30 protein-coding genes are annotated in these 24,952 nt (G+C 63.7%); 8 read left to right on the top strand and 22 right to left on the bottom strand.

Going from position 1 to position 24,952, the window contains the following annotated elements; genetic code table 11:
• Window positions 1-322 precede the first annotated feature (322 nt).
• From ACI5KX_RS11660 to hisG, 5 genes are all read right to left on the bottom strand, one after another.
• The gene (locus tag ACI5KX_RS11660) at window positions 323-2,467 is read right to left on the bottom strand and encodes a sodium-translocating pyrophosphatase (RefSeq protein WP_406810828.1); all 2,145 of its coding nucleotides are present in this window, start codon (window positions 2,465-2,467) and stop codon (window positions 323-325) included.
• A 182-nt stretch (window positions 2,468-2,649) separates the two neighbouring features.
• The gene (gene thiL / locus ACI5KX_RS11655; protein ID WP_406810827.1) at window positions 2,650-3,510 is read right to left on the bottom strand and encodes a thiamine-phosphate kinase; all 861 of its coding nucleotides are present in this window, start codon (window positions 3,508-3,510) and stop codon (window positions 2,650-2,652) included.
• A gap of 38 nt (window positions 3,511-3,548) precedes the next feature.
• A complete protein-coding gene (gene nusB / locus ACI5KX_RS11650; RefSeq protein ID WP_406810826.1) occupies window positions 3,549-4,016 on the bottom strand; it encodes a transcription antitermination factor NusB in 468 nt (155 codons plus the stop codon).
• Window positions 4,013-5,305, bottom strand: a complete 1,293-nt coding sequence (gene hisD / locus ACI5KX_RS11645) for a histidinol dehydrogenase (protein WP_406810825.1) — start codon at window positions 5,303-5,305, stop codon at window positions 4,013-4,015. Before hisD ends, nusB begins: the two co-directional genes overlap by 4 nt.
• Window positions 5,305-5,991 carry an ATP phosphoribosyltransferase gene (gene hisG / locus ACI5KX_RS11640; protein ID WP_406810824.1) on the bottom strand — a complete coding sequence of 229 codons (687 nt, stop codon included), beginning with the start codon at window positions 5,989-5,991 and terminating at the stop codon, window positions 5,305-5,307. Before hisG ends, hisD begins: the two co-directional genes overlap by 1 nt.
• Before the next feature lie 53 nt (window positions 5,992-6,044).
• Between hisG and ACI5KX_RS11635 the strand changes: the two genes are divergently transcribed.
• Window positions 6,045-7,127, top strand: a complete 1,083-nt coding sequence (locus ACI5KX_RS11635; protein ID WP_406810823.1) for a DUF2332 domain-containing protein — start codon at window positions 6,045-6,047, stop codon at window positions 7,125-7,127.
• Window positions 7,128-7,136: 9 nt separating this feature from the next.
• On the opposite strand, the gene ACI5KX_RS11630 is transcribed toward ACI5KX_RS11635, so the two are convergent.
• Genes ACI5KX_RS11630 through ACI5KX_RS11610 form a run of 5 tightly spaced genes read right to left on the bottom strand, consistent with a single transcriptional unit; the run spans window position 7,137 to window position 10,461 of the window.
• Window positions 7,137-8,024 carry an alpha/beta fold hydrolase gene (locus tag ACI5KX_RS11630; protein WP_406810822.1) on the bottom strand — a complete coding sequence of 296 codons (888 nt, stop codon included), beginning with the start codon at window positions 8,022-8,024 and terminating at the stop codon, window positions 7,137-7,139.
• A gap of 5 nt (window positions 8,025-8,029) precedes the next feature.
• Window positions 8,030-8,842: an SDR family NAD(P)-dependent oxidoreductase gene (locus ACI5KX_RS11625; RefSeq protein ID WP_406810821.1), complete on the bottom strand. Its 813-nt coding sequence runs from the start codon at window positions 8,840-8,842 to the stop codon at window positions 8,030-8,032.
• A 22-nt stretch (window positions 8,843-8,864) separates the two neighbouring features.
• Window positions 8,865-9,743 carry a pirin family protein gene (locus ACI5KX_RS11620; RefSeq protein ID WP_406810820.1) on the bottom strand — a complete coding sequence of 293 codons (879 nt, stop codon included), beginning with the start codon at window positions 9,741-9,743 and terminating at the stop codon, window positions 8,865-8,867.
• Window positions 9,740-10,192: an NUDIX hydrolase gene (locus ACI5KX_RS11615; RefSeq protein ID WP_406810819.1), complete on the bottom strand. Its 453-nt coding sequence runs from the start codon at window positions 10,190-10,192 to the stop codon at window positions 9,740-9,742. The genes ACI5KX_RS11620 and ACI5KX_RS11615 overlap by 4 nt, the downstream gene beginning before the upstream one ends.
• Window positions 10,192-10,461: a BolA family protein gene (locus ACI5KX_RS11610; RefSeq protein WP_406810818.1), complete on the bottom strand. Its 270-nt coding sequence runs from the start codon at window positions 10,459-10,461 to the stop codon at window positions 10,192-10,194. The genes ACI5KX_RS11615 and ACI5KX_RS11610 overlap by 1 nt, the downstream gene beginning before the upstream one ends.
• A gap of 62 nt (window positions 10,462-10,523) precedes the next feature.
• Between ACI5KX_RS11610 and ACI5KX_RS11605 the strand changes: the two genes are divergently transcribed.
• Window positions 10,524-11,117 (top strand): J domain-containing protein, encoded by a 594-nt coding sequence (locus ACI5KX_RS11605; RefSeq protein ID WP_406810817.1) that lies wholly within the window; start codon window positions 10,524-10,526, stop codon window positions 11,115-11,117.
• On the opposite strand, the gene ACI5KX_RS11600 is transcribed toward ACI5KX_RS11605, so the two are convergent.
• The 3 genes from ACI5KX_RS11600 to ACI5KX_RS11590 are packed head-to-tail and all read right to left on the bottom strand — an operon-like array spanning window position 11,114 to window position 13,007.
• A complete protein-coding gene (locus ACI5KX_RS11600) occupies window positions 11,114-11,740 on the bottom strand; it encodes a glutathione S-transferase family protein (RefSeq protein WP_406810816.1) in 627 nt (208 codons plus the stop codon). The two genes, ACI5KX_RS11605 and ACI5KX_RS11600, sit on opposite strands and share 4 nt — an antisense overlap.
• A 13-nt stretch (window positions 11,741-11,753) precedes the next feature.
• Window positions 11,754-12,110: a DUF1428 domain-containing protein gene (locus tag ACI5KX_RS11595; protein ID WP_406810815.1), complete on the bottom strand. Its 357-nt coding sequence runs from the start codon at window positions 12,108-12,110 to the stop codon at window positions 11,754-11,756.
• Between the two features lie 57 nt (window positions 12,111-12,167).
• On the bottom strand, window positions 12,168-13,007 hold the full coding sequence (locus tag ACI5KX_RS11590) for an oxygenase MpaB family protein (protein WP_406810814.1): 840 nt from the start codon (window positions 13,005-13,007) through the stop codon (window positions 12,168-12,170).
• Between the two features lie 81 nt (window positions 13,008-13,088).
• Between ACI5KX_RS11590 and ACI5KX_RS11585 the strand changes: the two genes are divergently transcribed.
• The 3 genes from ACI5KX_RS11585 to ACI5KX_RS11575 all read left to right on the top strand — a co-directional run bounded on the left by ACI5KX_RS11585 (window position 13,089) and on the right by ACI5KX_RS11575 (window position 17,056).
• Window positions 13,089-13,766: a cupin domain-containing protein gene (locus ACI5KX_RS11585; protein WP_406810813.1), complete on the top strand. Its 678-nt coding sequence runs from the start codon at window positions 13,089-13,091 to the stop codon at window positions 13,764-13,766.
• An 86-nt stretch (window positions 13,767-13,852) separates the two neighbouring features.
• Window positions 13,853-14,845 (top strand): cobaltochelatase subunit CobS, encoded by a 993-nt coding sequence (gene cobS / locus ACI5KX_RS11580; protein ID WP_406810812.1) that lies wholly within the window; start codon window positions 13,853-13,855, stop codon window positions 14,843-14,845.
• A 57-nt stretch (window positions 14,846-14,902) separates the two neighbouring features.
• The gene (locus ACI5KX_RS11575; RefSeq protein WP_406810811.1) at window positions 14,903-17,056 is read left to right on the top strand and encodes a transglycosylase domain-containing protein; all 2,154 of its coding nucleotides are present in this window, start codon (window positions 14,903-14,905) and stop codon (window positions 17,054-17,056) included.
• A 3-nt stretch (window positions 17,057-17,059) separates the two neighbouring features.
• Here the strand turns inward: ACI5KX_RS11575 and ACI5KX_RS11570 are convergent, their stop codons facing one another.
• Together ACI5KX_RS11570 and ACI5KX_RS11565 are read right to left on the bottom strand one after the other, a co-directional pair.
• The gene (locus tag ACI5KX_RS11570) at window positions 17,060-17,449 is read right to left on the bottom strand and encodes a PaaI family thioesterase (protein WP_406810810.1); all 390 of its coding nucleotides are present in this window, start codon (window positions 17,447-17,449) and stop codon (window positions 17,060-17,062) included.
• The gene (locus ACI5KX_RS11565; protein ID WP_406810809.1) at window positions 17,442-17,945 is read right to left on the bottom strand and encodes a PaaI family thioesterase; all 504 of its coding nucleotides are present in this window, start codon (window positions 17,943-17,945) and stop codon (window positions 17,442-17,444) included. The genes ACI5KX_RS11570 and ACI5KX_RS11565 overlap by 8 nt, the downstream gene beginning before the upstream one ends.
• Before the next feature lie 129 nt (window positions 17,946-18,074).
• Here ACI5KX_RS11565 and ACI5KX_RS11560 point away from each other — a divergent pair, with 129 nt between their 5' ends.
• From ACI5KX_RS11560 to ACI5KX_RS11550, 3 genes are read left to right on the top strand one after another with little or no spacing between them, the layout of a single operon-like run.
• A complete protein-coding gene (locus ACI5KX_RS11560; RefSeq protein ID WP_406810808.1) occupies window positions 18,075-18,233 on the top strand; it encodes a hypothetical protein in 159 nt (52 codons plus the stop codon).
• Between the two features lie 15 nt (window positions 18,234-18,248).
• On the top strand, window positions 18,249-19,226 hold the full coding sequence (locus tag ACI5KX_RS11555; RefSeq protein ID WP_406810807.1) for a hypothetical protein: 978 nt from the start codon (window positions 18,249-18,251) through the stop codon (window positions 19,224-19,226).
• Window positions 19,226-20,122 (top strand): transposase, encoded by an 897-nt coding sequence (locus tag ACI5KX_RS11550; protein ID WP_406810806.1) that lies wholly within the window; start codon window positions 19,226-19,228, stop codon window positions 20,120-20,122. Before ACI5KX_RS11555 ends, ACI5KX_RS11550 begins: the two co-directional genes overlap by 1 nt.
• On the opposite strand, the gene ruvX is transcribed toward ACI5KX_RS11550, so the two are convergent.
• The 7 genes from ruvX to pyrE form a co-directional block, all read right to left on the bottom strand.
• The gene (ruvX, locus tag ACI5KX_RS11545) at window positions 20,119-20,604 is read right to left on the bottom strand and encodes a Holliday junction resolvase RuvX (protein ID WP_406810805.1); all 486 of its coding nucleotides are present in this window, start codon (window positions 20,602-20,604) and stop codon (window positions 20,119-20,121) included. The two genes, ACI5KX_RS11550 and ruvX, sit on opposite strands and share 4 nt — an antisense overlap.
• Window positions 20,586-21,776, bottom strand: coding sequence for a DUF3089 domain-containing protein (locus tag ACI5KX_RS11540; RefSeq protein WP_406810804.1), 1,191 nt, complete (start codon window positions 21,774-21,776; stop codon window positions 20,586-20,588). Before ACI5KX_RS11540 ends, ruvX begins: the two co-directional genes overlap by 19 nt.
• 22 nt (window positions 21,777-21,798) lie before the next feature.
• Entirely contained in the window at window positions 21,799-22,686 is an 888-nt protein-coding gene (gene lepB, locus ACI5KX_RS11535) for a signal peptidase I (RefSeq protein ID WP_406811366.1), read from the bottom strand.
• A gap of 105 nt (window positions 22,687-22,791) precedes the next feature.
• Entirely contained in the window at window positions 22,792-23,193 is a 402-nt protein-coding gene (acpS, locus tag ACI5KX_RS11530; protein ID WP_406810803.1) for a holo-ACP synthase, read from the bottom strand.
• Complete coding sequence (locus ACI5KX_RS11525) at window positions 23,190-23,474, bottom strand: pyridoxal phosphate biosynthetic protein (protein ID WP_406810802.1); 285 nt, start codon at window positions 23,472-23,474, stop codon at window positions 23,190-23,192. Before ACI5KX_RS11525 ends, acpS begins: the two co-directional genes overlap by 4 nt.
• A gap of 16 nt (window positions 23,475-23,490) precedes the next feature.
• Window positions 23,491-24,246: a pyridoxine 5'-phosphate synthase gene (locus tag ACI5KX_RS11520; RefSeq protein ID WP_406810801.1), complete on the bottom strand. Its 756-nt coding sequence runs from the start codon at window positions 24,244-24,246 to the stop codon at window positions 23,491-23,493.
• 3 nt (window positions 24,247-24,249) lie between these two features.
• On the bottom strand, window positions 24,250-24,855 hold the full coding sequence (gene pyrE / locus ACI5KX_RS11515) for an orotate phosphoribosyltransferase (protein ID WP_406810800.1): 606 nt from the start codon (window positions 24,853-24,855) through the stop codon (window positions 24,250-24,252).
• Between the last annotated feature and the right edge of the window lie 97 nt (window positions 24,856-24,952).

Here is a 24,952-nt window from a genome sequence, read left to right as displayed (position 1 = left end):
TTGCCCGGTTAACAATGCTTCTGCCGTGCGGGCGCTGTCCAAAATCTGGACGTGCATTCGTGAAAGGTTACCAAGCCACCCGCGCCCTCCACCCTTCCGCCCGGAGCCTACCTGGATACCATCCGGGCGGAAGGGTGGAGGGCGCGGGTGGCTGGGCTGCCTCTGTAAAGCCCAAAGATTAACCCCGCCCGGATCGCTCCGGACGGGGTCAAATCAATTGAGTGGTCTTATTGATCCCGGTTGCTTCAGCAACCGCAAGGGCGACTGCCCGCCCGCAGCGAAGCGAGGAGGAGGCGGCCCGGATGGGCCGCCTTCCTCAAAATCAATGCGCCCCGCCAGCCAGCGCGGCGAGCAGCAGCAGCGCCACGATGTTGGTGATCTTGATCATCGGGTTCACGGCCGGTCCCGCAGTGTCCTTGTAAGGATCGCCCACGGTGTCGCCGGTCACGGCAGCCTTGTGAGCTTCCGAGCCCTTGCCGCCGTGATTGCCGTCTTCGATGTACTTCTTCGCATTGTCCCACGCGCCGCCACCGGCGGTCATGGAAAGCGCGACGAACAGGCCGCCGACGATCACGCCGAGCAGCAGTGCGCCGAGTGCGGCAAAGGCGTTGGCCTGGCCCGCAATGAAGAAGATGCCGAAATACACCACCACCGGAGCGAGCACCGGAAGCAGCGACGGGACGATCATTTCCTTGATCGCGGCCTTGGTCACGAGGTCGACCGTGCGGGCATAGTTAGGCTTGCTGGTGCCTTCCATGATGCCCGGGTCACCCGCGAACTGCTCGCGCACGTCCTTCACCACGTCACCGGCGGCGCGGCCCACGGCGGTCATGCCCATCGCACCGAACAGGTACGGGAGCAGCGCGCCGAGTAGCAGGCCGACGATCACATAGGGGTTCTCGAGACTGAACGAGACTTCGCCGTTGGTAAGATCACCGTCGAGGAAGGTCGGGAAGAACACCCGGAGGTCGGTGGTGTAAGCGGCGAACAGCACCAGCGCGGCAAGGCCGGCCGAACCGATCGCATAACCCTTGGTCACGGCCTTGGTGGTGTTGCCGACCGCGTCGAGCAGATCGGTCTTCTCACGCACGCTCTCGTCGAGACCCGCCATTTCGGCGATGCCGCCGGCGTTATCGGTCACCGGGCCATAGGCGTCGAGGGCGACGACCATACCGGCCAGCGCCAGCATCGCGGTCGCACCGAAAGCGAGGCCGAGCAGGCCGGCCAGCTGGTATGCGCCGATGATGGCGGCGATAATGACCAGTGTCGGCAGCGCTGTCGATTCAAGGCTGATGGCGAGGCCCTGGATCACGTTGGTGCCGTGGCCCGTTTCCGAAGCTTTGGCGATCGAGCGCACCGGGCGGAAACCCGTGCCGGTGTAGTACTCGGTGATCCAGATGATGATGCCCGTCAGCGCGAGACCGATCAGCGAGCACAGGAACAGGTCCATGCCGGTAAACTCGACCATGCCGAGGCCCGGGTTGATTACGGTGTTCATGTCCGTGCCCACAGTGCCGAGCGCATATTGCGTGACGAGGTAGATCAGCGGGATCGCGAGGATAGCGGTGACAAGGAAGCCCTTGTACATTGCGCCCATCACGTTCGTGCCGCCACCAAGGCGGACGAAGTAAGTGCCGATGATCGAGGTCACGATGCACGCCCCGCCGATCAGCAGCGGCAGCGCCATCAGCGGCAGCAGCAGCGCGTCGAGCGAGGTCAGCAGCAGAGCGGTCAGCACCATGGTGGCACCGACGGTCACGACATAAGTCTCGAACAGGTCGGCGGCCATGCCCGCACAGTCACCCACGTTGTCGCCCACATTGTCGGCGATGGTGGCGGGGTTGCGGGGGTCGTCTTCGGGGATGCCCGCCTCGACCTTGCCGACGAGGTCGGCGCCGACGTCTGCGGCCTTGGTAAAGATACCGCCGCCCAGACGCGCGAAGATCGAGATAAGCGAAGCGCCGAAGGCGAGGCCGACGAGGCCGTCGATTACGGTGCGGTCGCTGGCGGTGAGGCCCATCGGACCGACCATGACGTAGAAGAACACGGCAATGGCGAGCAGCGCGAGTCCGGCCACCAGCATGCCGGTGATCGCGCCCGCGCGAAACGCCAGAGTGAGGCCTTCCTGCAGGCCTTTTTCAGCCGCTGCCGCAGTGCGCACGTTCGACTGCACCGAGATGTTCATGCCGATGAAGCCCGCGACGCCCGACAGCACCGCGCCAAGCACGAAGCCAACCGCCGGAACAACGCCGAGGAAGACCGCGACGATGATCGCGACGACCACGCCGACGATGGCGATGGTGGTGTACTGGCGCTTGAGGTAAGCCTGCGCGCCCTCCTGAATGGCGCCGGCGATTTCCTGCATCTTGGCGTTGCCGGTGCTCTGCGCGAGCACCTGGGCGCGGGTGACCACGCCGTAGATCACGGCGAGCAGTCCCAGCCCGATAGAAATAAGAATAAGGTTCACGAATTATCCCCTCTCGTGACGCGGAAAAATGTTTGGGAAATGCGCCTGTTTAAGATCCCGCTTATGTTTTGCGGCGCAAGGGCGCACAGTCATAGGGGCTTGAGGGCGACTGACAAGCCCGAAACAGGCGGTGAAACGCCCGTTTCACCAATTTTCGGGAGGGTATCTGCGCTATGGCGCGCTCAACCGTGCTGGTAGCCAAGGCCTTCGGGGTTAGCGACCGGCTCCCCATCGACGAAGAGCGGGACGAAGCCTTGCGGTTCGACCGTTCCGATCATAGTCGCCTCGACCGGAGGAACGATCCCGTCCGGAAGCGTAAAGAGCAACTCGTAGTCGTCGCCCCATTGCATGCACTCGGTCCTGCGGTCCGGCGCGGCCACGGGAACGGCCGCGCTTTCGATGGCGATCGTCACCTTGCTTGCCTGCGCCATGCGGAAGGCATCGAGCAGCAATCCGTCGGATACGTCCATCATGCCGCCGACCAGAGAGGCCAGTGCGAGGCCCTCTTCGATCCGCGGTCGAGGGCGATTGAAGGCTGCGACGTGGGCGGGATCGCCTTCGAAACCGAGCATGGCGCGTCCGAAAGAGCCGGTTGCGAAAACCGAGTGGCCTGCCTCCGCCCCGCCGCGTGACGGTACCGGCGCGGAGGTCGCTTTTCCGATGGCTGTCAGGCTGTATGTGCTCGCGCCGGTCGCGGCGATCGTGTCGCCTCCCATCAGCGGCACGTCGTAGGCCGCGAGCACTTCGCGTAGCCCTTCGACAAATCGCTGGTCGTTGCCGCCAAGCGAATGGCCCAGCAGAACCCCGACTGGTTTCGCCCCTTTGGATGCCAGATCGGAAAGGTTGATCGCCACCAGCTTCCAGGCGACGTCGGCAAGGTCCGCGTTCCGCCGGAAATGCGTGTCTTCGGCCATCATGTCATGATTGAAGACGAGCGTTTCTCCGCCGATCTCGATCAGCGCGCAGTCATCCTCGAGCCCGCGCGAGCCTGTGTGCAGCGGCAAGGTTCGAAGTGCCGCCAGAAACTCGCGTTCGGTCATCATAATTCAGGCCCTAACACGTGCGAGGGCCACGCGCGAACTCAGGAGCGCACATCCCTGGACACGGCATCGAGAATGCCGTTGACGAACTTCGCCTCGCGATCGTCGAAGAACGCCTTGGCGACATCGACATATTCGCTGATTGCCGTTGCGGTCGGGACATCGGCACGCGCGATCAATTCGTAGGTTCCGCCGCGCAGTACCTGCAGCATGGTCTTGTCGAGCCGTGCGAGCGTCCAGCCCTGCGCCAGTTTGGCAACCAGCAGGGCGTCGATTTCGTCGCGCCGCGCGTCGACGCCGCGCACGATGTCGTCGAAGAAGTCGACTTCGGCATCTGCGAAGACTTCGCCTTCGTGGTCCTCGTCATCCACCTCGCGGCCGAGGCGATGCTGGTGAAATTCATTCAGCAGCTTGTTGAGCGCAGTGCCCTCCATTTGCTGCTGGTACAATGCCTGGACGGCGGCAAGGCGCGCGGTCGAGCGGGCCTGGGATCGGGCGGGGCTGTTCATTTGATGCGAAGCTCTACGGATTTGGCATGTGCGGGCAGGCCCTCCGCATGCGCGAGCGCTGCGGCCGCCGGTCCGATCTTGGGGAAGGATGTCTCGTCGAGGCCAAGGAAGCTGGTGCGTTTCATGAAGTCGAGCACCGACAAGCCGCTCGAGAACCGCGCGCGCCGGCCGGTCGGCAAGACGTGGTTCGGCCCCGCGACATAATCGCCGACCGCTTCAGGGGTCATCCGACCGAGGAAGACGCTGCCTGCATGGCGGACCGAGCGGAGGAACGGTTCGGGATCGTCGACCGCGAGTTCGATATGCTCGGCGGCGAGACGGTTGGCGAGCGCGGGCGCTTCGGCTTCGAGGTCGTTGACCACGATGATGGCTCCGTGGGCGTCCCAGCTGGCCTTGGCGACCTTGCCGGTAGCGAGTTGGCTCAATTGCAGATCGATGCAATCGCTGACCAGAGCGCCGAACCCGGCATCGTCTGTGATCAGGATCGATTGCGAGGTCGGATCGTGTTCGGCCTGAGAGAGCAGGTCGGCGGCGATCCAGTCGGGATCGTTCTTGCCATCGGCGATCACGAGGATTTCGGAAGGACCTGCGACCATATCGATCCCGACCACGCCGAACAGCTGGCGCTTGGCCTCGGCGACATAGGCGTTACCCGGGCCGGTGATGACATCGACCGACCTGATCCGCTCTGTGCCATAGGCGAGCGCGCCGATCGCTTGCGCTCCGCCGACGCGCCAGATCTCGTCGACACCGGCAATATGCGCCGCAGCGAGCACCAGCGGGTTGGAATTGCCCTTGGGTGTCGGTGTCACGACCACCAGTCGCTCGACTCCCGCCACCCTGGCGGGGATAGCGTTCATCAGCAGCGAGGAGGGATATGCCGCGCGGCCTCCGGGCACGTAAAGCCCTGCGGCATCGACCGGACGCCAGATCGCGCCGAGGCGTACTCCCGCATCGTCGGTGTAGTCGCGATCCTCGGGAAGCTGCGCCTGATGATACGCGCGGATGCGGTCTGCCGCGAGTTCCAGCGCATCGCGCAACTCGGCCCCCAACTCGTCATACGCCTGCTTGCAGCTTTCGGGCGTGATGACCCAATCGCTCTCCGCTGCGAGCGTGTAATCATCGAAGCGCTGACTGTATTCGACCAGTGCATCGTCGCCGCGGTTCTTCACTTCGTTCAGGATGCCCGTCACCCGTCCCGCGACATCGACATCGGACTCGCGCCGCGCATTGACCAGACGAGAGAAGTCCTTTTCGAAATCGGGGTCGAGGCTCGTAAGCGTCTGCATTACGCCGCGTCCCTTGCCCGCGCTTCGGCATCGGCCCGGAACGCTGCGACCAATTCGGCTACGCGCGGGTCCTGCTTGAGCGCCGCGCGGTTGACGATCAGGCGGGCGGAAATGTCGATGATACGGCTCACCTCGACCAAACCGTTTTGCTTCAAGGTTGTGCCCGTCGAAACGAGATCGACGATCTGCCGAGCAAGCCCGAGTGAGGGTGCGAGTTCCATCGCGCCGTTCAGCTTTACGCATTCGGCCTGGATGCCCGCTGCCTCGAAATGCCTGCGCGTGAGGTTTGGGTACTTCGTAGCGACCCGCAGGTGGCTGACCCCGGAGCGTTTCTCGGTATCGTCTTTCAGACGCGCGACCGAAAGCCGGCAGTGGCCGATATCGAGATCGACCGGCGCATAGAGATCGGCGTAGTCGAATTCCTCGATGACGTCCGAGCCGACGATCCCGATTTGCGCCGCGCCATGCGCCACGAAGGTTGCCACGTCGAACGCGCGCACGCGGATCAGCCGCATGTCGTCGCGGGTCGTGTCGAACGAAAGCGAGCGGTTGGCCTTGTCGTGAAACGCCTCTTCGGGCACCACGCCCGCGCGCGCCATCACAGGCAGCGCTTCGTCGAGAATGCGTCCCTTGGGGACAGCGAAGGTCAGCTGCCCGAATGTTTCATTGGCCTGGTCGGTGGTCATTGCGGGCGGCAAATAGGCACTCGGCGGTGAAAGGGCAATGAAAAGGGGACTTGATGACGGGCGACAACATCATGGCGATCGAAGAGTTTACCAGGGCGCTAGACTGGCAGGCGACCCATGCCGAGGAAAACGGCGCGCCGTGCACCGCCCGGGTGATCCGCGCGCTCGCCAAAGTGCGCGAAAGCGACACGGCCACCGGCCGGCGAATTGCCGCGTGGGAAGGGCTCACACTGAAGGATGCGATGCCGCTACGGATGACGGGCGGATTGCATCACTTGCTTTTGTCGGGCGAAGACGACCGGCTCGCGCGGGTCTATTCCGGACAAATCAGCGACCAGGGGCAGGTCGACAAGCTGGTGTGCGAACTGGTCGAAACTTACGACCATCTTCTGCTTCCGTGGCTCGACGGGCCGCCGCAAACCAACGAAGCCGGTCGCGCCGCGAGCATCATGGCGGGTTTGTTGTGGCTCGCGCAGCGGGTGGCGCCGAAGTTCGAGCTGTTCGAACTGGGCGCGAGCGCCGGGGTCAACACGATGCTGGATCGCTATCGTTTCAAGCTGGGCGAAACCGAGGTTGGTCCGCCAGCTTCGCCGATGCGGATCGAGCCCGAATGGCGGGGCGACGCTTCACCGCCGGCGCCTCCGGCAGATTTCGAGATTGTCTCCGTGAAAGGCTGCGATGTCGCTCCGATCGACCTCTCGGACCCCGCAAGTGCGCTCAAATTGAAGAGCTATGTCTGGCCGGATGCGCCCGGTCGAATGGCGCGGATCGACGCGGCAATCCAACTTGCCGGCGACGATCCACCCGACCTCGTGAAGCAGGATGCGGGCGGTTTCGTTTCTCAATTCCTCGCGCAGCCTCAGTCCGAGGGGACGACGCGCGCGATGTTCCATTCGATCATGTGGCAATACATGCCACCCGCAACGCAGCAGGCCATCACCGAGGCGATGGAACTGGCGGGGAACGCCGCGACGTCCGTGCGGCCGCTCGCCTGGGTTGCGCTCGAAACCGATCCCGACACCTTCCGGCATGAACTCAAGGTGCGATACTGGAATGGCGGCGACCGCGACGGTGAAACGACGCTGCTCAGTTTCGCGCATCCTCACGGTGCATGGGTCGAGTGGATCGGCGGTTAAGCCTTCGGACTAGCCGTTGAGGAACTTCTCCATCGCGGCGTTGAACGCATCGGGGGCCTCCCAAGGGACGAAATGGCCGCAATCGGGGACCTGCACGATGGTGAGCGGGTCTACCAGTTCATCCATTCCCTCGAGATTTTCCGGGGGCAAGGCGATATCATCCATCGCCCAAATGACGAGTGTCGGGATGGTCAGCTTGGGCAGGTCCGGAGGAGAATAGTCATCGGGGATTTCGAATGGTGCGTCCATCGGCGGCACGTCGACAGGGCTTGCGCGATAATAGTTCAGCATTCCGAACGCGGCGTCGCGGTCTTGCCAGTCTTGCAGCAACGCTTCGCGTTCTTCGGGCTCCATAGCGCCGGGTCGATCCCACCGGACTTCCTTCAGGAGAATGCCGGTCAGGCCGCGTTCCCTGACCAGCGCATCGTTCGCCCTGTCGCGAAAGCCGCGCATATACTGGCTCGCCGCGCGCTGGCTCTGGCTGGTGTAAAGCAGTTTCGGGAAGATTGCCGGGTGTGGCGCGTTGGCCAGAACCGCCCGCTCGACCCGCGAATGCTGGCCTGCCAAGGCAACGCCCCAGGCGATGGCTCCGCCCCAGTCGTGTCCGACGATTGTGAATTTGGAGATCCCGAGCGCATCGGCCAGCAGGAACACGTCGCCAATCAGCTTGTCTGGCGTGTAAGCGTCCACGTCCTGCGGCTTCGACGATCCACGATAGCCGCGCATGTCTGGCGCGATGCAACGAAACACGCCCGAAAAATGCGGGATCTGGTGCCGCCACGTGCGGTGGCTTTCGGGAAAGCCGTGTAGGAAGATCAGCACAGGGGCATCGGTTGGGCCTTCATCGACCACATCGAGATGGATTCCGTTGGCCAGTTCGATGCGCTTCTGTTCCATTCGGCTCAATCTTTCTCTTCCATCTTTTCCATGTAGCCCGCCGCGACCATCGCGGCGACCTGTTCGAACAGCGCATCGGGCGTGCGCCGCATTTCACCCATTTGTTCTTCCATGCCCCGCGCAACGATGATCTCGCGTTCGTCCGCGGCGATTGCGTCGAGCATCGTTTTGGCGGCATCGGCGACCGGGATGCCCTCGTCGATCACCTTGTCCGATCGTCCTCTCTTCGTACCGTCGCCAACCAGAGCGTTGCGTGCGACATCGGTCGCAACCGAGCCGGGATAGATGACATGTACGCTGACACCGGACTGTGAGAGCTCGGCGCGCAGCGAATCACCGTAACCTGCAAGGCCGAATTTGACCGCGCAATAGGCAGTGCGCATCGGCACGCCGACCTTGCCCGCGATCGAAGAGATGAATGCGAGACCGCCCGAGCCGCGCTCGACCATATGGCCGATCAGCCCTTGGGAGAAAGCGATCTGCGCGGTGAGGTCGATATCGATGATATCGCGATAGACCTGCATGTCCGTTTTGAGCGCGCGGCTGCGCTGCGATACGCCGGCGTTGGCGAAAGCCAGATCCACGCCTCCCTTCCACGCGATCGCTTTGGCCGTGGCATCGGCGAGGGCCGCGTCGTCGCGTACGTCGAAGGGAAGGATCAGGGTCTCGCCGCAATCGGCTGCGACTTCCGCGAGCCGCGCCTCGTCGCGCCCGGAAAGCACCACATTTGCGCCGCGCGAAGCTGCATCGCGCGCCAGCGCAGCGCCGATACCCGAAGACGCGCCGGTGATCCAGACGGTCTTGCCTGTGTAATCCATGTCTCTCTCCCCAAATTCCGTCTCAGGGATAGCTGACGGTCTTGGGCTTGTCGGGCAAGGGAATAAATTCCTCCTCGTCCCCCGGGACGATCGGGAAACGGCCCTGCTGCCAGTCTTCCTTTGCCTGCACGATGCGGTCGCGATCGGAGCTGACGAAATTCCAGAAAACGTGCCGTTTCGTCGCGAACGCCTCCCCGCCGAGCAACATCACGCGACCGCCGCGTTCGCTCGAAAGGGTCATGGTCTTGCCCGGTGCGAGCACGGCGAGCTTATAAAGTTCGAGCGCGATGCCATCGACGCTCGCCTCGCCGCTCACCAGCATCACCGCGCGCTCGTCGGCGCCCGCATCGAGCGGCAGGGCCCCGGTCGCGGCGAGCACGATTTCTGCGTAGATCGTGTCGGCGTAGGTCGTGGTCGGCGCTCGCTTGCCCCACAATTCTCCCATGATGACCCAGGCCTTGGCGCACCGGTCCTCAATGACAGGGAGGTCGGTGACCGCCTCGAAAGCCGGATCGATCTCTTCCTGCCCGTCGGGCAGCGCGAGCCAGGTCTGCATTCCGAACATGCCGGGATTGGTCGCAAGTTCGCCCATGGGGCTGCGCTCCGAGTGAACGATGCCTTTGCCCGCAGTCATCAGGTTGACCTGTCCGGGGCGGATTGTCGCATAGCTGCCAAGGCTGTCGCGGTGGTCGATTGCGCCCTCGAACAGCCAGGTGACGGTCGCGAGGTTGATATGCGGATGCGGGCGGACTGCCATGCCGTCGCCGCTCAGTTCGCCGGGGCCGAATTCGTCGACGAAGATAAACGGACCGACCATCGTGCGCTCGCGCGATGGAAGGACGCGGCGCACCTCGAACTGGCCGAGATCGTGCGTTACGGGAGTGATGGTCTGCGTGATCATTGGGCATGCCTTTCGATCATTCGTGCGAGGTTCTCGGGAAAGAGGGTCTCATGCCAGCTCGAAAGCTCGCCGAGCGCGAACCAGCGGTGCTCCGTCATGACCTGTTGTTCGAGCGCGGTGTGGCGGGTTGTGTCGATCTGCGTTTCGTTCACGCGGATGATGAAATAGCGTTCGTCGGCCTGCACCGGTTCGCCTTCGGGAGTGACGAATTCGGGTGTGGTTCGGGCAATCTGGCACCCGGGATCGGCCTTGATCCCTGTCTCCTCGAACAGCTCTCGGCGCGCGGCGTCCTCGAAACTTTCGCCCGGATCGCATTCTCCGCCGGCGGTTGCCCAGAATGGCTGGCGACCCGCAATGTCGAACCGAAACATCAGCGCGCGCGGCTGCGGGTCGAGCACGATGATGCGGGACGAACGGCGCAGGCGCAGGGTGGGGTTGAGTTCGACCATCAGGCCGGTGCGCTGGCCTTGATCGCGACCGCGTGGACGCGCTCGCCGACGATATCTCCCAGCGCCGCGATTACCGCGCGCTGCCGCGCAAGGCGGTTCATGTCGGAGAATTCGGCGGCCTCGATCACCACGGTGAAATGCGACTCGCCCGATCCGTCGTCGCCCGAATGGCCGGCGTGGTGCGCGCTGTCGTTGATGATGTCGAGCTTGGTCGGCGCAAAACGCTCGGTCAGCAGCCGCTCCATTTCCTCTGCGATTGTTCCGGTCATTCAGACTCTTTCCCTTTTTGCAATGTTGGCAATCGCGGTTTCAGTCACCATTCTCAACCCTTATGGCTTCCACCAAGTTCCATGGCCGTCATGAAACCGACGAGCGGGTCTGCGAACACCCGACCTGCCGCGAAGCGGGCGAATTCCGCGCGCCGGGCTATCGCCCCAGCGGGTTCGACGGGCCGGGCGAGTGGCGCTGGTTCTGCCTTGATCACGTGCGCGAATTTAATGCCGGGTATGACTGGTTTGAAGGGATGAGCGCCGAGGAAATCCTTGCCGCGCAATCGCCCGCCAGCGGATGGCGCACCGAAAGCCCGGCCTTTTCGCCGCGCGCCGTGATCGACGGGATGCCGCGCTGGAGCGATTTCGACGATCCGCTCGATGCGATCTCGGCCCGAGCGAACGGCATTCGCACCCGCGCCGAGCGGACCGCGCGGATGGCGATGGACGGACGTTTCTCGCGCGAGGAGGCGGAAGCTCTGGAGACGATGGGCTTGGGCAGCAACACCGACAAACGGCGATTGAGGCGGCGATATTCCGAACTCGTCAGGCGATACCACCCCGACCGGAACGGCGGCGATCGCCGGCACGAGGCGCGCCTGAACAAGGTCGTCGAAGCCTATCAGCTGCTGCGCAAGAGCAGGGCGATCGCTTAAGCTTGTGCTGCCTCGATCAGCCGTGCATCGATGGCGTTTGCCGCGGCGTAGGCGGGGCGTGCTGTCAGCCGGTCGACATAGGCCCTGAATGTCGGCGTTTCGGGAATCGAGCCGAAGCGAAGGCCCCAGATGAACTGGCTGCCGACATAGGTATCGGCCATCGTGAACCTGTTGCCGGCCACGAAATCATTTGCTTTCAGCCATCTTTCGATCGCCCCGAGAGCCAGTTCGAGCGAGCCGAACCCGGCCATGCCGGTCTTGTCGGCGGGCACTTCCCATCCCATCGCCTTGCCGACCACGGCTTGCTCGAGCGGACCGGCCGCGAAGAACAGCCAGCGGAAATAGGGCGCCATCTCCTCCGCTTCGGGCAGCAGTCCGACATCGGGATGGGTTTCGGCGAGGTAGTGGTTGATCGCCGCCGCTTCGGTAACGACCAGATCCTTGCCCCCGAGATGATGGACCAGTGCGGGGACCTTGTTCATCGGATTGATGTCCCGGAACTCTTGGGGCCGCGTATCCCAGTCCATGACCACGTGATCGTAATCTGCACCCGCTTCGTGCAGCGCCCAGCGCGAGATCTGCCCGCGGCTCATCGCCACCGTGTAGAATGTGAATTCGGCCATGCTGCGTCCTCCCTCAACGTCCGTTGGCGTAGATATTGTCGAACGTGCCGAAGATCATGCGCTTGCCGTCGAAGGGCATGTCGGAAGGCATTTCCTGCATCCGTTCGTCCTGCATCATCTTCTCGTGCGCGGAGTCGTGCGTCTCCTTGTCGGGCCAGACGATCCAAGAGAAGACGATTTTCTCGCCCGGCTTGGCAGCAACCGCGCGGCGGAAGTCGGTGTGCTCGCCATCGGGCACGTCATTCTCCCAGTTCTCGGTCACTTCCAGCGCACCGAATTCGCGAAACATGTCTCCCATCCAGCGCGCCATTTCGAGGTATTCGTCCCTGCGATCCTCGGGCACGGCCAACACGGCTCCCATCACATACATTGGCTTTCTCCTCCCAATCCGTCTTGCCTTTTGCCGCGCGAATGTGGCGAAGGCGCGTCAATTCTGGCGAAACGCCCAGCGGAGCGTGCGGCCGACGCCCCAGGTCGCCGCGCGCGCGGGGAGAGCGGTCAACACCGGCCGCTGTAGCCGCAGCATCGAGCGTGCCCAGTCGGGCAGCATTGCCACTGCCTCTGCCCCGATCATGGTCTGGAGCGCGGGCGGCGTGCCCTTGGGGCGCTGGCTCAGCACCAGCTGCGCGACCTCGCGCGCTGCGGGCGAGGTCTTCAGGTCGTGACGAAGTTCTCGGAAGATCGCGTCGGCCTCATTCACGGTTTCGGGCACCGGGTCGGCCCCGAGTGCGCGGGCGATCACCGCGAACTGGCGATAGTATTCGTCGCGGTCGGCATAGGGCATGTCAGGACGGACATGGCGCAGATATCCCGCGAGGAAGCTTTGCGCTTCGGTGACATGCACCCACGCAAGAGTGCGCGGATTGGTCGCGTTGTAAGGCGCGCCATCGGGCAGGGTTCCGCCGACCTTGGCGTGAATACGGTTGACCCGCTCGATGGCTTTCATCGCCTCGTCGCGGTGGCCGAATGTCGTGACCGCAATGAACCGCGCCGTGCGACGCAACCGCCCATGCATGTCCTCGCGGAAGTTGGAATGGTCGAGCACGCCCTGCAGCGCATGCGGGTGGAGCATCTGCAGCAACAGCCCGCGGATGCCTCCGGTCATCATGCCCACGAGATCGGCGTGGACCATGCGGATCGGCGTATCGCGCTCGAACAGCGCCTCGTCCGATGGGGGCACCGGTTTTTGGCCGTTCGAAGTATCGTTGAAAACGCCGCGCACCTGCTCGACAAGTTTCATGCGCAGGGTTTCGATCGGATCGGCCATGAGGTCAATGTAATCACTGAAATCGAATAATTCGAGCGCCATGCGCCTTAATTGTCACGCGATCGTTCCCATGTGTTGCGCATGGAGATCAACGCGCGTTTCGATGAGCCCGTGGTAGTCCGGACGGACCAACTCGATTGGACACCTTCGCCAATGGCGGGGGTGGACCGGCGCATGCTCGATCGCATCGGCGAGGAAGTCGCTCGGGCGACCAGCATTGTACGCTATGCCGAAGGGTCTTCGTTCTCCGAACACACCCATTCGGGCGGCGAGGAATTCATCGTGCTCGACGGTGTATTCCAGGACGAGCATGGCGACTATCCGGCCGGGACCTATGTTCGCAATCCGATCGGAACCCATCACGTCCCGCGTTCGGGGCCAGGCTGCACCATCTTTGTAAAGCTCTGGCAGTTTCAGGACGGCGACACCGAGCAATTCGCTGTCGATCTGGGCAGTCTCGAAACCAAACCGCTGCCGGAGCGTCCCGGCGTGCGCAGTGCCGTGCTTGCCGCGCGCGATTACGAGCATGTTTCTATCGAAGACTGGCAGCCGGGCTCCGAATATACTCTGGCGGATAAGGGTGGAATCGAAATCCTCGTCCTGACCGGCGAGATCGAGCATGATGGCGAAGCTCTCGGGCGCAGCGACTGGCTACGATGGCCCGCAGGCAAGTCGCTTGCAGTGAAGGCGGGACAGAACGGAGCGCGCCTCTGGATCAAGCGCGGTCATCTGTCGGATCTCCGGGTTCCCGCGCAATGAACCACACCGGTTCCACCGGGTCTCCGCAAATTTGCTAGACGGTTCGGCTTGCAGGGTCGTCAATCGCCCTCTAACCCGTGTCCCCGATGAACGACATGACAGACAAATCATTCAACCCCTCCAACCAGACCGTCCTCGAATCGCCCGATAGCACGGTCGATGTCCGCGACACTTTCGGCATCGATGTCGATTGGCAGGTTCCGTCCTTCAGTGTGCGCGACGACCACGTGCCGGATATCGACAAGAGCTATGTGTTCGATCCGGACACGACGCTCGCGATTCTGGCAGGCTTCGCGCACAATCGCCGTGTGATGATACAAGGCTATCACGGCACCGGTAAGTCGACTCACGTCGAACAGGTCGCCGCGCGCCTCAACTGGCCGAGCATTCGCGTGAACCTCGATGCGCATATCAGCCGTATCGATCTGGTCGGACGCGATGCCATCGTGCTCAAGGACGGGTTGCAGGTTACCGAGTTTAAGGAAGGCATCCTGCCGTGGGCGTTGCAGCACCCGGTCGCGCTTACCTTCGACGAATACGATGCGGGCCGCCCGGACGTGATGTTCGTGATCCAGCGGGTGCTCGAATTCGACGGCCGGCTGACGCTGCTCGACCAGAACCGGGTTATCACGCCCAATCCGTGGTTCCGCCTGTTTGCGACGACCAACACGGTCGGCCTCGGCGACACCAGCGGCCTGTATCACGGCACGCAAGCCATCAACCAGGCGCAGATGGACCGCTGGAACATCGTCGTCGCGCTCAATTATCTGCCTGCGGAGACCGAGCAGGCGATCGTCAAATCGAAGTCGCCCGAGACCGACGACAAGTTGATCGCCGACATGGTCAAGGTCGCAGACCTCACCCGGCAGGGCTTCATGAACGGCGATATCTCGACCGTGATGAGCCCGAGGACTGTCATCACCTGGGCGCAGAATGCGGCGATCTTCAATTCGGTCGGGTTTGCCTTCCGCCTGTCGTTCCTCAACAAATGCGACGAGGCCGAGCGCACGCTGGTCAGCGAATACTACCAGCGCGTGTTCGACGAAGACCTGCCCGAAAGCGCGGCGCAGGGCACCTGAGTCCGGGCCGCCAGTTCGGCTTGCGTTCAGGTGTTATAGTCTGATAACACAGCCTGCATGGGCCTGTTCTCGCGATTCCTGAAGCGTCCCGATGGGGATCACGCCCGCAACGGCGAGAGCGGCTTCTATGCGCTCTACGAATCGCAACGCCCCTATGATCCGGATGACGACTTCGAGCCGGTTCGGCAACCGCGCACATCGCCGGATTTCGGAACCTGGGATCAACGGCTTTCGCAGCTTGATACGCATATCGATCGCGAGGAACGGCGGCGCCTTCCATGGTGGAGGCCCGCGCATTATCGCGGTCGCCGAAAGCGCTGGTGGGCTGTGCGCCTCGTCGCGGCGATCATCATGCTCTTTATCGCTTTGGTCGCGTGGCTGGCCATCACTGCGCCGCTTTCCAAGAGCCTCGAGCCGATCGCCCCGCCACAGGTTACGCTGCTTGCCAGCGACGGAACTCCGATTGCGCGCAGCGGTGCGGTGGTGGCCGAGCCGGTCAAGGTCGCCGACCTTCCACCGCACGTTGTCGAAGCTTTCATCGCGATCGAGGACCGGCGGTTCTATTCGCACTGGGGCGTCGATCCTCGCGGTATCGCACGTGCGGCATGGACGGGCGTTGGCGGTGGCAGCACGATCACCCAGCAGCTCGCCAAGTTCACTTTTCTCACTCCCGACCAGACGCTGACCCGCAAGGCACGCGAGGCGCTAATCGCGTTCTGGCTCGAAAGCTGGCTGACCAAGGACGAGATCCTCGAGCGTTACCTTTCCAACGCCTATTTCGGCGACAACCAGTACGGCCTGCGCGCGGCGAGCCTGCACTATTTCTACCGCCAGCCGGAAAACCTCCGGCCCGAGCAGGCGGCGATGCTTGCGGGCCTGTTGCAGGCACCGTCGCGCTACAATCCGACCCGGCACTATGACCGCGCCAAGGCGCGCATGGACCTGGTGGTCGGAGCGATGGTCGATGTCGGCTACCTGACGCAAGCCGAAGCCGATGCGCTCCCCGCCCCGCGGCTCGATGTGCGCACCCGCGACGATCTTCCGACCGGCACCTATTTCGCCGACTGGGCGCTGCCGATGGCGCGCGAGGGCATGGAAACGAGCTATTCGAGCCAGGTCATCGAAACCACACTAGACGCCCGGTTGCAGGCGCTTGCTGGCCGGGTGACGAGCCGCGCGGCGCTGGGCGATGCGCAGGTCGCACTGGTCGCCATGCGCCCGAGCGGCGAGGTCGTGGCGATGGTCGGCGGGAAGAACTACGCAGCCTCGCCGTTCAACCGCGCGACGCAGGCCCGCAGGCAGCCCGGTTCCACCTTCAAGCTGTTCGTCTATCTCGCCGCGCTCGAGGCCGGATGGGAGCCGGATGACACCATCGCCAACACCGCTATCGAAAACGGAAGCTACCGCCCGAAGAATGCGCGCGAACGCTATTCGGACACGATCACGCTCGAGGACGCTTTCGCCTCCTCCAGCAACGTCGCCGCAGTGCGGCTGTTCAACGAGGTCGGCAGCGAGAACGTCATCCGCACCGCGCGATCGCTCGGCGTGACATCGCCCTTGCCCGAAGGCGATCCAAGCATGGCGCTCGGCACATCGAGCATGACCTTGCTCGAACTGACATCGGCCTATGCCGGCGTTGCGGCGAATTCCTTCCCGGTAAAGCCATACGCCTTTCCCAAGGAGGAGCAGGGCTGGTGGGAGTGGCTTACCACCTCGGAGGACAGCGTATCGAGCCGCGCGCACGCCGATCTTGAACAGATGCTGCGGGCGGCGATCAATCGCGGAACGGGAAGGGCGGCCACGCTCCCGATCGCCAATTACGGCAAGACCGGCACGACCCAGAATTATCGCGACGCGCTGTTCGTCGGCTACGCCGGCGATCTGGTGGTCGGCGTGTGGGTCGGCAATGACGACAATTCGCCTCTGAACGGGGTGACAGGCGGTGGCCTTCCCGCACGCATCTGGAAGGATTTCATGCGCAGCGCACTGGCACTGCCCGCACCCAAGCCGAGCGCATCGCCCGATCCCGAAGGCCCTGTCCAGCCTTTCGATATCGAGGAAGGCCAGGAAATCCCGCTCGACGAGAATGGCTCGACGATCCGCTTCGAAGGCGACGGCGTGATCCTCAACACCGAAGTCGAAGGGCTCCCGCTTGAATTCCGGCTCGATGAAAACGGGTTGGCGATCGAACCGCGCGAAGCGGAACGATAATCGTCAGGCCATAAGGATGTTCATGATCGCGGTCGCAATCGGACGGTCGCGATCCTTTTGCCAGGCTTCGACCGCGATATTGGCATTGCGCCGACCGAGACGGGTGATCCGGCCCTTGGCGAAGCTCGGCTGCGCCTTGCCCGCCGACAGGTACTGGACCGTGATGTTGACCGGCTTCAATTGCGCCTCGCGGCCTTCGTCGATCAGGCGTGCCCGCAGCGCCGCATAGCCTGCGTTTTCCAGCAAGCCGGCTGTCGCTCCGCCATGGTAGTGCTGCGGGCGCCCCTCGACCGCAGGGCCGAATTCGACCGTCAGGATCGGTACGCCGTCCTCTTCGCCGGAAACGCTGATGCCGAGGGCGCGCGCATAGGCGGGCAATTCGAGATCATGCATCGCCGGTCCCCGCCTGGCTGCCTTCTCCGTCGCTGTCCGAAGGAACTTTCCCCTGCCTCGGATCGCGGTCGATCGTCATGAACACGCCGGCGACATTGGCGACCGGATCGTTCCGGTCGCCGTCGTGTGCGATCCCGCGCACGAACGCGGCCGAGCGGGTGATCCGGTAGCATTCGACCCGGCCCCAGACGGCGCTGCGCTCGCGGGCCGGGCGTTGGTAATCCACCCGCAGATCGAGCGTCGCGATGGGAGTGAAGGTGCCCTTTGCCTGCCAGATCGACATCCCGCTCGCCATGTCCATCAGGCTGATGATCGGTCCCGAGGCAAGCACATGCCGGTCGGCCTCCCCCAGCAGGCCCTCGCGCCAGGGAAGCTCGAGCTCGACCCAGTTGTCGGCATGATCGGAGTATCTGAGACCAAGCCAGCCCGAGTGGCCATGGCGAAAGAAAAACTTCGCTGCCTCGCTGGGATCGAACGGGGGGAGGGGGCTGCTCATGCCCCGGACCCTTGGAATCCTGCGGCTTGCATTACAATCATTTAATTTCTCGCGCGATCGTGGCTCGGCCAGTCTCCCGTTTGCGTGGTCGGCAATTCCGCCGCTGCGCTTCCAAAAAGGGAAACAGCAATGGACCTTCCAAAAATCGATCTTGCATCGCTTCCGGGCCTCGAAACCGCACAGGGACTCTTCGGTTCCGCCACGCAGCTGGGGGCGACCTACGAGGATTCCGTCGTCTCCGTCATGGTCTATGTCTACGACACAGGCTCAATGGCCATCCTCGCCTGAGGCGGGTGCAAGCCGATGCATGTGCATCCCGACATTGCGGCGTTGCGGAGCGACAGGCTCGCGCAGCGCCGCGTGCAGGCCAGAATGCGCGAGGCGAGCGTTGCATGGCGGGGCAAGACCGAGGTCGAGGAACTCGCTACCGAAATCGACCGGTATGGGGAGGCGGCGCCCCTGGGCGACTGCTCCCGCCTGTGCGCGACCATTACGGAGCAGGCCACGGGGCGTTCGCTCGCCCAGGCCTGGATCGGGGCATTCCTAGAAGCGCTCGAAACAGAGCCGCTGGGCGAAGTGCCGCATGTCTACCGGTGTGCCGACGGCTTCACGAGCGTGCAATTGCTGCGGTCCGGTGCCGCCTCGCTGAATCTCGTCGCCTACGAGCGCCGCGCCGCTCGGCCCGCAACTGGCCCCGCCAGCGTCTTGTTCTCCGACCGTGAGTGCCATGAGCTGGTGCTGGCGGGCGCGGCTCGCGGAACGATCCATCGTCGTCGGGTCGTCGCGACGGGCGCTACGGAGATCGAGACAATCGAGACCGACTGGAGCGAAGGTGACTGCATCGCCCTTTCCGGCTCCGGGACCGCCCGTCAGATCGCAGCGGTCGATGACGTCCTCTTGCTGCTCCAGCTTGTCCGGTCGCCCGAGCGGCCAGCGCCGTCGCGCGAATTCAGCCTTGCCGACGGCACGCTGCTCGCAACCACCAGCGGCGACAAGCGTGCGAGCCAGAAAGTTATGGCGCTCGCCGTGCTCGGAGCGATGGGCGAGGCGACTGCCCTGAGCGCCATAGAACAGCGCGCGCTCGATGCCTGCGAAGATTGCGATGTCCGCTGGGAAGCGGCGCGGCAGGCGCTCGCGCTCGATCCGGTCCGCGGCATGCGTTTGCTGTGGACAATCCGATCGAATGGCGACGAGGGGCTGGCACGCGCCGCATCCAGTCTGGAGCGGCAACTCGTCGCCTCGTACCCGCAGCTTGCTCGGCATCGCAAGGAGGCCGCGTAATGCCGGACGTTATCGAAAATTCCACCCGCCAATCGTGCTCGCTTGGCGAATGCGCCGAGGCTCTGGCGGAACTCGAATTCGATCCGCGCGATCCTCAAAGCACCATCGAGGCGGCTGTCTGGCTGGAGCGGCTCACAAACAACCGAACATTCCTCGCGGAGCTGCTGATCGACCGGCTGGCGGGCCGAACCGAGGGCGAAGTGGATAGCGGTTTCGGTCCGCAGGCAATCGTTCTCAGCCCGGTGAGAGGCAATGTCTTTCTGCGGGCGAATATCTGGCCGGCCGAGCACGACCTGTGTTTTCGCACCAGCGGGGCATCGAGTTTCGTCTACGGCGTTCCGCACGACCATAACTTCTCGTTCTTGACGAGCGGTTATCTCGGGCCGGGATACCGCAGCGACTATTTCGAGTACGACTACGGATCCGTGGCCGGCTATGCGGGTGAACCCGCATCGCTGCGGTTCGTCGAGCGGTCCGCGCTGAGCGAGGGGAAGTTGATGCTCTACCGTGCGAATGTCGATGTGCATTCGCAATTGCCTGCCGAGAGCCTGTCGGTTTCGCTCAACGTGATGCATCTCGACCCGGCGCAGTGCTGGTACGACCAATACGGCTTTGACCTGGAGCGCTGCGAAGTGAGCCGCGTGCTCAGTCCGAACGCGACCGAAGCCTTCCTGCGCGTGGCGGTGGCAAGCGGGGCTGAGAATGCGCTCGACTTCGCCGACTGGGTCGGGCGCACCCACCCGAGCGAGCGGTTGCGGCTGGCGAGCTTCGAGGCGAGAGCAGCGCAGGCCGGAGACCCGGTGAGTGAAGACTCGTTGTGGCGCAAAGGTGAGAGTTCGGGCAGCCTGATGGTCGCCGCGGTGGCGACCCGCCGCAGGGCTGCCTTGACGGGTTAGATTACGCCGCCTGCAAGCCGGTCGATCGCGCCTTGAAGGATCACCGCCGCCGCGTGGCTGTCGATCGCCTTGGCGCGTTTGGCGCGGCTCATATCCTGTCCGACAAGCGCAGCCTCGGCGCTCTGGGTCGACCATCGCTCATCCCACAGCAGCACCGGCAATTCGAAGGCTTCCGCGCAGTTGCGGGCAAAGGCGCGGCTGGCCTGCGCGCGGGGGCCTTCGCTGCCGTCCATGTTGCGCGGCAGGCCGAGCACGATGCCCTTGATTTCGCGCGCGCCGATCAACTCGGCCAGCACCGCCTTGTCGCGGGTCCATTTGCCGCGCCCCAGCGTCTTGCCGTTGGTCGCGAAACGCCAGCCTGCGTCGCAGGTCGCCGTGCCGATGGTTTTGGTGCCGAGATCGAGCCCGAGCAACACTCCGCCATCGGGCAGCTCTTCGCCGAATTCGGCGGCGCTTTCGGTAATCAGCTTGCCGGTTCCCATGCCTGCACGCGCCGCACCACATCCGCCTGCGTGTTCGCCCAGAACAGCGGGATATCGTAAACATGATAATTGTTCCCCGGCAGCACGTACGATCCCATCTCGGGCGGGGCGCCGATCAGCAGCAGCCCGCGCTCGTCGCAGCGGGCCGGTACCGCGCCGGGCACCAGTTCGCCATTCTCCATGCTGTCTTCAGGCACGAGCGTTCCGATGTTGGCACTTTCGGGTGCGGAGCCCCCGCGCGTTCCGGTGAGCGGGTTGGTGCAAAGGATGGTGCTGTCGCCGCGCTTTTCGCCGTCGAAAGCGGTCGAATTGGCATAGGTTTCGATCACTCGCGAGGGATCGGCGGGTTCGGCGAAACTCGACCACGACAGGATGCATCCGGTCTCCTCGGCGGTGGTGCAGGCACCGAAGCCCATCGCGGGAACATCGTGTTCGACCGAGATCGGCCAGCCGATGATGTAAGCAGCGACCAGCCGTTCCGCCACGGGCGAGCCTTTAACTTCATCCTTGAGCAGCCGGATCAGGTGCAGCGCCCCCTGGCTATGCCCGGCGAGCACAATCGGCGTATCTTCGTCGAGCGAGCTGAGGAAATAGCGATAGGCTTCGAGCACGTCGGAATAGGCCGCGTCGATCGCCTTCTGGCCTTCGGGTTCGTCGGTGAGAAACGCACCCATCGTCGCCTGACGATAGCGCGGAGCCCAGATCTCGCTCGCCTTGTTGAACGGGCTTGCCATGCCGCGCAGGTAGGTGCGGGCGATGCGTTCGGCCTCCTCTTCGCCGATCGGGGCATTCCAGTTGTCGCGGCTCAAATAGCTGGTCGGATGGACGAAGAAGACCGCGAAATCGGGGGTTTGCGTTTCGTCTGCGTCCTCGCCCGTTGCCGCTTCGGCACGCCCTTCGATGAGGCCTGCGAGGTTATCCAGTTGGGTCTTGCTCATCGGCGCATAGGCGGGCTGCCAGCGGGCCGGATCGTTCACCCCGATGCCCGGGCGGGAATACCACAGGCCCGGGTCCTGATACGCGTTGACCGCCAGCGGTTCGGTCGGGGTGAACTCGGTGGAGGGCACAAACGCGAATTCAGCCAGCTCGTCCTGGAACATCTCGTAACCGATCCGCCCCACGAGAAAGATGACGATGCAGATCGCGATGAAATAGAGGAATTTCTTGGCCATGGCGGTCAGGTTTCCAGAGGGATCAATCTGTGGTTTCGGGTTGTTCCGCGATCGGCGGGCGCAGGGTCGTCCAGGCGCGATCGCCGCGCAGGCTCGAGAACCACGATGCCGGGTTCCAGGTGGTCGAACCGTCGAGCGAGAAGGTGATGAACTCCGCGCGGCCGCCGATATTCTCCATCGGAATACCTCCGCCCAGTCCGCGCTCTTCGGCTGCTGCTCGGCTGTCGGCGCTTTCGTCGCGATTGTCGCCCATCACGAAAACTTCGCCTTCGGCCACGGCGTAGGGGCCGTAATTGTCGAGCGGCTGGTTTCGGTGATCGATCACCAGATAGGTCGCGCCGTTGGGCAGCGTTTCGCGGTAGGTTTCGACTTCGAAGTAGTCCCGCCCGTCTTCGCCGGTCCGGCGGTAGGGCTCGAAGCTTTCGAGGCAGGGTCGCGGCCCGGCATAGCTCTGGCACATCAGTTCGGGTTCGAACGGGATGCGTACGTCGGGAACCTGCTCACGCTTGACCGGCGTGCCGTTGAGGATGATCCGCCCGTCGCGCACTTCGATCGTATCGCCGGGCAATGCGACGACGCGCTTTATGTAATCCTCGTCGCGGGTTGGGTGGACCGGGATCACGACATCGCCGTATTCGGGTGTTGCGGGCCAGACCCGCCATTCGCCGCGCGGGAGCAGGTGGAAACTCGCCGAAGCCCACGACCAGCCATAGGGATACTTGCTGACCACCAGCCGGTCGCCGACCCAAAGGCCCGGCATCATCGAGGTCGAGGGAATGTAGAACGGCTTGGCGACGAGGCTGTGAAATGCGAGCACCGCCAGCAGCATGATGGCGAGGCCGCGCAATTCGGCCAGCCAGTTGATCTTTTCTTCTTCCTCGCCCTTCGCCTCCGCAGCGTCTGCCTCGATCTGCGCGGTTTGCGCAGGAGACTTGCCGGCAGTGGCCGGCGTTTCGGTCGAGGTGTTGTCGGTCTGGTTCACGGTCTGCTTGTCTTCGAGAGGGAGTAAGCGGCTCTAGCGCGCATGCGCTTCGATGATGACGAAGGCCTGCGCCCAGGGGTGATCGTCGGTTAGGGTCAGGTGGATGAATGCCTCATGGCCGGATGGAAGCAATTCTTCAAGCCGCAATGCCGCCCCTCCGCTGAGCGCCAGCGTGGGCGCGCCGGAAGGGGCGTTGATGACGCCGATATCCTTCATGAACACGCCGCGCCGGAATCCGGTGCCGACGGCCTTGCTGAACGCCTCTTTGGCAGCAAAGCGTTTGGCGTAGGTGCCGGCGATGGTGAACGGGCGTCGCCGGGCCTTGGCGCGTTCGATATCGGTGAACACGCGGTGCTCGAACCGCTCGCCGAAACGGTCGAGCGAATTCTGGATGCGCTCGATATTGCACAGGTCCGAACCCAGGCCGATGATCATGCGGGTCCCCTGAATATGAGAGCCATGAGCAACATTACCGCGATGACGTGGAGGAAGACCTGGCTCTTGAACAATGGATGCGCAAAGTCGCCCTTGCCGAATTTGAGCGCACCGGCGAAACCGAAAAACTGCAATGCCACCCAGCCTATCGCGAAGGTTATCATTGCGCCCTCGGCAAGCGCGTAGCCGAGGAACCCGACTGCAGTCAGGAACAGCGTAGAGGCGAAAAACGCCCAGCGCTTCTGTTCGGGCGCGAGATCGGGGGCTTGGCCGGTGTCCATCGGGCTGCTGTCCATCCTAGCGCGCGTCGTCCATCAGGTCGCGCATCTTGAGCACCGCAGCCTCGAGGCCGGTGAATACCGCCTCGCCGATGAGGTAGTGCCCGATATTGAGCTCCGCGAGTTGCGGGATGGCCGCGATCGGCTGGACATTCTCGTAAGTCAGCCCGTGGCCGGCATGCGGTTCGATCCCGTTCTTCGCGGCAAGCGCGGCCATGTCGGCGATGCGCTTCAGTTCGCTCGAAGTCCGCTCGGCATCGCCATCGAGGATCGCGTGGGCGTATTCGCCGGTGTGGAACTCGACTACCGGCACACCTAGCTTGAGCGCCGCGTCGAGCTGTCGCTCGGTCGCCTCGATGAACAGCGATACGCGGATGCCTGCGCCCTTCAACTCGTCGACGATCGGGACGAGGGTGTTGTGCAGGCCCGCCGCGTCGAGCCCGCCTTCGGTGGTCCGCTCCTCGCGCTTTTCGGGGACGATGCAGGCGGCGTGCGGCGCATGGCGGAGCGCGATCTCGAGCATTTCCGGCGTTGCTGCCATCTCGAGATTGAGCGGCAAATTGGTTGCCGCCTGGATGCGCGCGAGGTCCTCGTCGCGGATGTGGCGCCGGTCTTCGCGCAGGTGCGCGGTGATTCCGTCGCCCCCGCAACGCGCGACAATCTCCGCCGCCCGCACGGGATCGGGATGATCCCCGCCGCGCGCGTTACGGATGGTCGCGACGTGATCGATGTTTACGCCGAGCCGCAAGGGGTGGGGGTGGAGAGATGTGCTCATCGGTTACTCCTTCCGGCTGCCCGGCTTGGTGATCGCGATGGCGGCCAATTCGGCGGGGACCTCGTCTTGGGCATAGGTGGGGAAGTCGAACGCGGCGAGCGGGTAGAACGGCACGCCGAGGTCGACGGTGCCTACCGAACGGTCGATCAGGGCACATTCGGCGACGACTTCGCCGCCTTCGCGAGCCACCGCCTCGATCGCCTCGCGGCTGGAAAGTCCGGTGGTCACCACGTCTTCCACCATCAGGACCTTGGCTTCCGGCTCGAGCGCGAATCCGCGCCGCAGGTGGAACACGCCATCGGGCCGTTCGAGGAACATCGCGTCCTTGTTCAGCACGCGGGCGGCTTCCTGGCCGATGATGATGCCGCCCATTGCAGGTGAGACGACCACGTCGATCTGTTCGAGGATATCCGTCGGGATGCCCGCCACCATGGCCCGTGCCAGCCTTTCGGCGCGCTCCGGGTTCATCAGCACTCGCGCGCACTGAAGGTAATGCCCGCTGTGCTTGCCCGAAGAGAGTTTGAAATGCCCTTCGAGCAGGGCACCGCTTGCGCGAAACTCTTCCAGAACCTGGTCTTGCGTGAAGGTCGATATGGCAGTTGCATTCATGGCGGAGCGGATTCCGGAAAATTGCGTAAAATGAAGGGCCCTTGCGCGCGTCACACGCAGCATTGCATAAATTTCTCCCTAGAAGCGCTTGAGGCAC

It is taken from the genome of Erythrobacter sp. GH1-10 (assembly GCF_045363165.1).
Classification (GTDB): Bacteria; Pseudomonadota; Alphaproteobacteria; order Sphingomonadales; family Sphingomonadaceae; genus Erythrobacter.
This window is presented reverse-complemented; position numbering and strand designations above follow the sequence as displayed.

What these genes read in the sequence shown, in the direction of transcription:
- thiL (WP_406810827.1), bottom strand. Translation starts at nt 3,510, where the DNA reads ATGATGACCGAACGCGAGTTTCTGGCGGCACTTCGAACCTTGCCGCTG.
- nusB (WP_406810826.1), bottom strand. Translation starts at nt 4,016, where the DNA reads ATGAACAGCCCCGCCCGATCCCAGGCCCGCTCGACCGCGCGCCTTGCC.
- hisD (WP_406810825.1), bottom strand. Translation starts at nt 5,305, where the DNA reads ATGCAGACGCTTACGAGCCTCGACCCCGATTTCGAAAAGGACTTCTCT.
- hisG (WP_406810824.1), bottom strand. Translation starts at nt 5,991, where the DNA reads ATGACCACCGACCAGGCCAATGAAACATTCGGGCAGCTGACCTTCGCT.
- ACI5KX_RS11635 (WP_406810823.1), top strand. Translation starts at nt 6,045, where the DNA reads ATGACGGGCGACAACATCATGGCGATCGAAGAGTTTACCAGGGCGCTA.
- ACI5KX_RS11630 (WP_406810822.1), bottom strand. Translation starts at nt 8,024, where the DNA reads ATGGAACAGAAGCGCATCGAACTGGCCAACGGAATCCATCTCGATGTG.
- ACI5KX_RS11625 (WP_406810821.1), bottom strand. Translation starts at nt 8,842, where the DNA reads ATGGATTACACAGGCAAGACCGTCTGGATCACCGGCGCGTCTTCGGGT.
- ACI5KX_RS11620 (WP_406810820.1), bottom strand. Translation starts at nt 9,743, where the DNA reads ATGATCACGCAGACCATCACTCCCGTAACGCACGATCTCGGCCAGTTC.
- ACI5KX_RS11615 (WP_406810819.1), bottom strand. Translation starts at nt 10,192, where the DNA reads ATGGTCGAACTCAACCCCACCCTGCGCCTGCGCCGTTCGTCCCGCATC.
- ACI5KX_RS11610 (WP_406810818.1), bottom strand. Translation starts at nt 10,461, where the DNA reads ATGACCGGAACAATCGCAGAGGAAATGGAGCGGCTGCTGACCGAGCGT.
- ACI5KX_RS11605 (WP_406810817.1), top strand. Translation starts at nt 10,524, where the DNA reads ATGGCTTCCACCAAGTTCCATGGCCGTCATGAAACCGACGAGCGGGTC.
- ACI5KX_RS11600 (WP_406810816.1), bottom strand. Translation starts at nt 11,740, where the DNA reads ATGGCCGAATTCACATTCTACACGGTGGCGATGAGCCGCGGGCAGATC.
- ACI5KX_RS11595 (WP_406810815.1), bottom strand. Translation starts at nt 12,110, where the DNA reads ATGTATGTGATGGGAGCCGTGTTGGCCGTGCCCGAGGATCGCAGGGAC.
- ACI5KX_RS11590 (WP_406810814.1), bottom strand. Translation starts at nt 13,007, where the DNA reads ATGGCCGATCCGATCGAAACCCTGCGCATGAAACTTGTCGAGCAGGTG.
- ACI5KX_RS11585 (WP_406810813.1), top strand. Translation starts at nt 13,089, where the DNA reads ATGGAGATCAACGCGCGTTTCGATGAGCCCGTGGTAGTCCGGACGGAC.
- cobS (WP_406810812.1), top strand. Translation starts at nt 13,853, where the DNA reads ATGAACGACATGACAGACAAATCATTCAACCCCTCCAACCAGACCGTC.
- ACI5KX_RS11575 (WP_406810811.1), top strand. Translation starts at nt 14,903, where the DNA reads ATGGGCCTGTTCTCGCGATTCCTGAAGCGTCCCGATGGGGATCACGCC.
- ACI5KX_RS11570 (WP_406810810.1), bottom strand. Translation starts at nt 17,449, where the DNA reads ATGCATGATCTCGAATTGCCCGCCTATGCGCGCGCCCTCGGCATCAGC.
- ACI5KX_RS11565 (WP_406810809.1), bottom strand. Translation starts at nt 17,945, where the DNA reads ATGAGCAGCCCCCTCCCCCCGTTCGATCCCAGCGAGGCAGCGAAGTTT.
- ACI5KX_RS11560 (WP_406810808.1), top strand. Translation starts at nt 18,075, where the DNA reads ATGGACCTTCCAAAAATCGATCTTGCATCGCTTCCGGGCCTCGAAACC.
- ACI5KX_RS11555 (WP_406810807.1), top strand. Translation starts at nt 18,249, where the DNA reads ATGCATGTGCATCCCGACATTGCGGCGTTGCGGAGCGACAGGCTCGCG.
- ACI5KX_RS11550 (WP_406810806.1), top strand. Translation starts at nt 19,226, where the DNA reads ATGCCGGACGTTATCGAAAATTCCACCCGCCAATCGTGCTCGCTTGGC.
- ruvX (WP_406810805.1), bottom strand. Translation starts at nt 20,604, where the DNA reads ATGGGAACCGGCAAGCTGATTACCGAAAGCGCCGCCGAATTCGGCGAA.
- ACI5KX_RS11540 (WP_406810804.1), bottom strand. Translation starts at nt 21,776, where the DNA reads ATGGCCAAGAAATTCCTCTATTTCATCGCGATCTGCATCGTCATCTTT.
- acpS (WP_406810803.1), bottom strand. Translation starts at nt 23,193, where the DNA reads ATGATCATCGGCCTGGGTTCGGACCTGTGCAATATCGAGCGCATCCAG.
- ACI5KX_RS11525 (WP_406810802.1), bottom strand. Translation starts at nt 23,474, where the DNA reads ATGGACACCGGCCAAGCCCCCGATCTCGCGCCCGAACAGAAGCGCTGG.
- ACI5KX_RS11520 (WP_406810801.1), bottom strand. Translation starts at nt 24,246, where the DNA reads ATGAGCACATCTCTCCACCCCCACCCCTTGCGGCTCGGCGTAAACATC.
- pyrE (WP_406810800.1), bottom strand. Translation starts at nt 24,855, where the DNA reads ATGAATGCAACTGCCATATCGACCTTCACGCAAGACCAGGTTCTGGAA.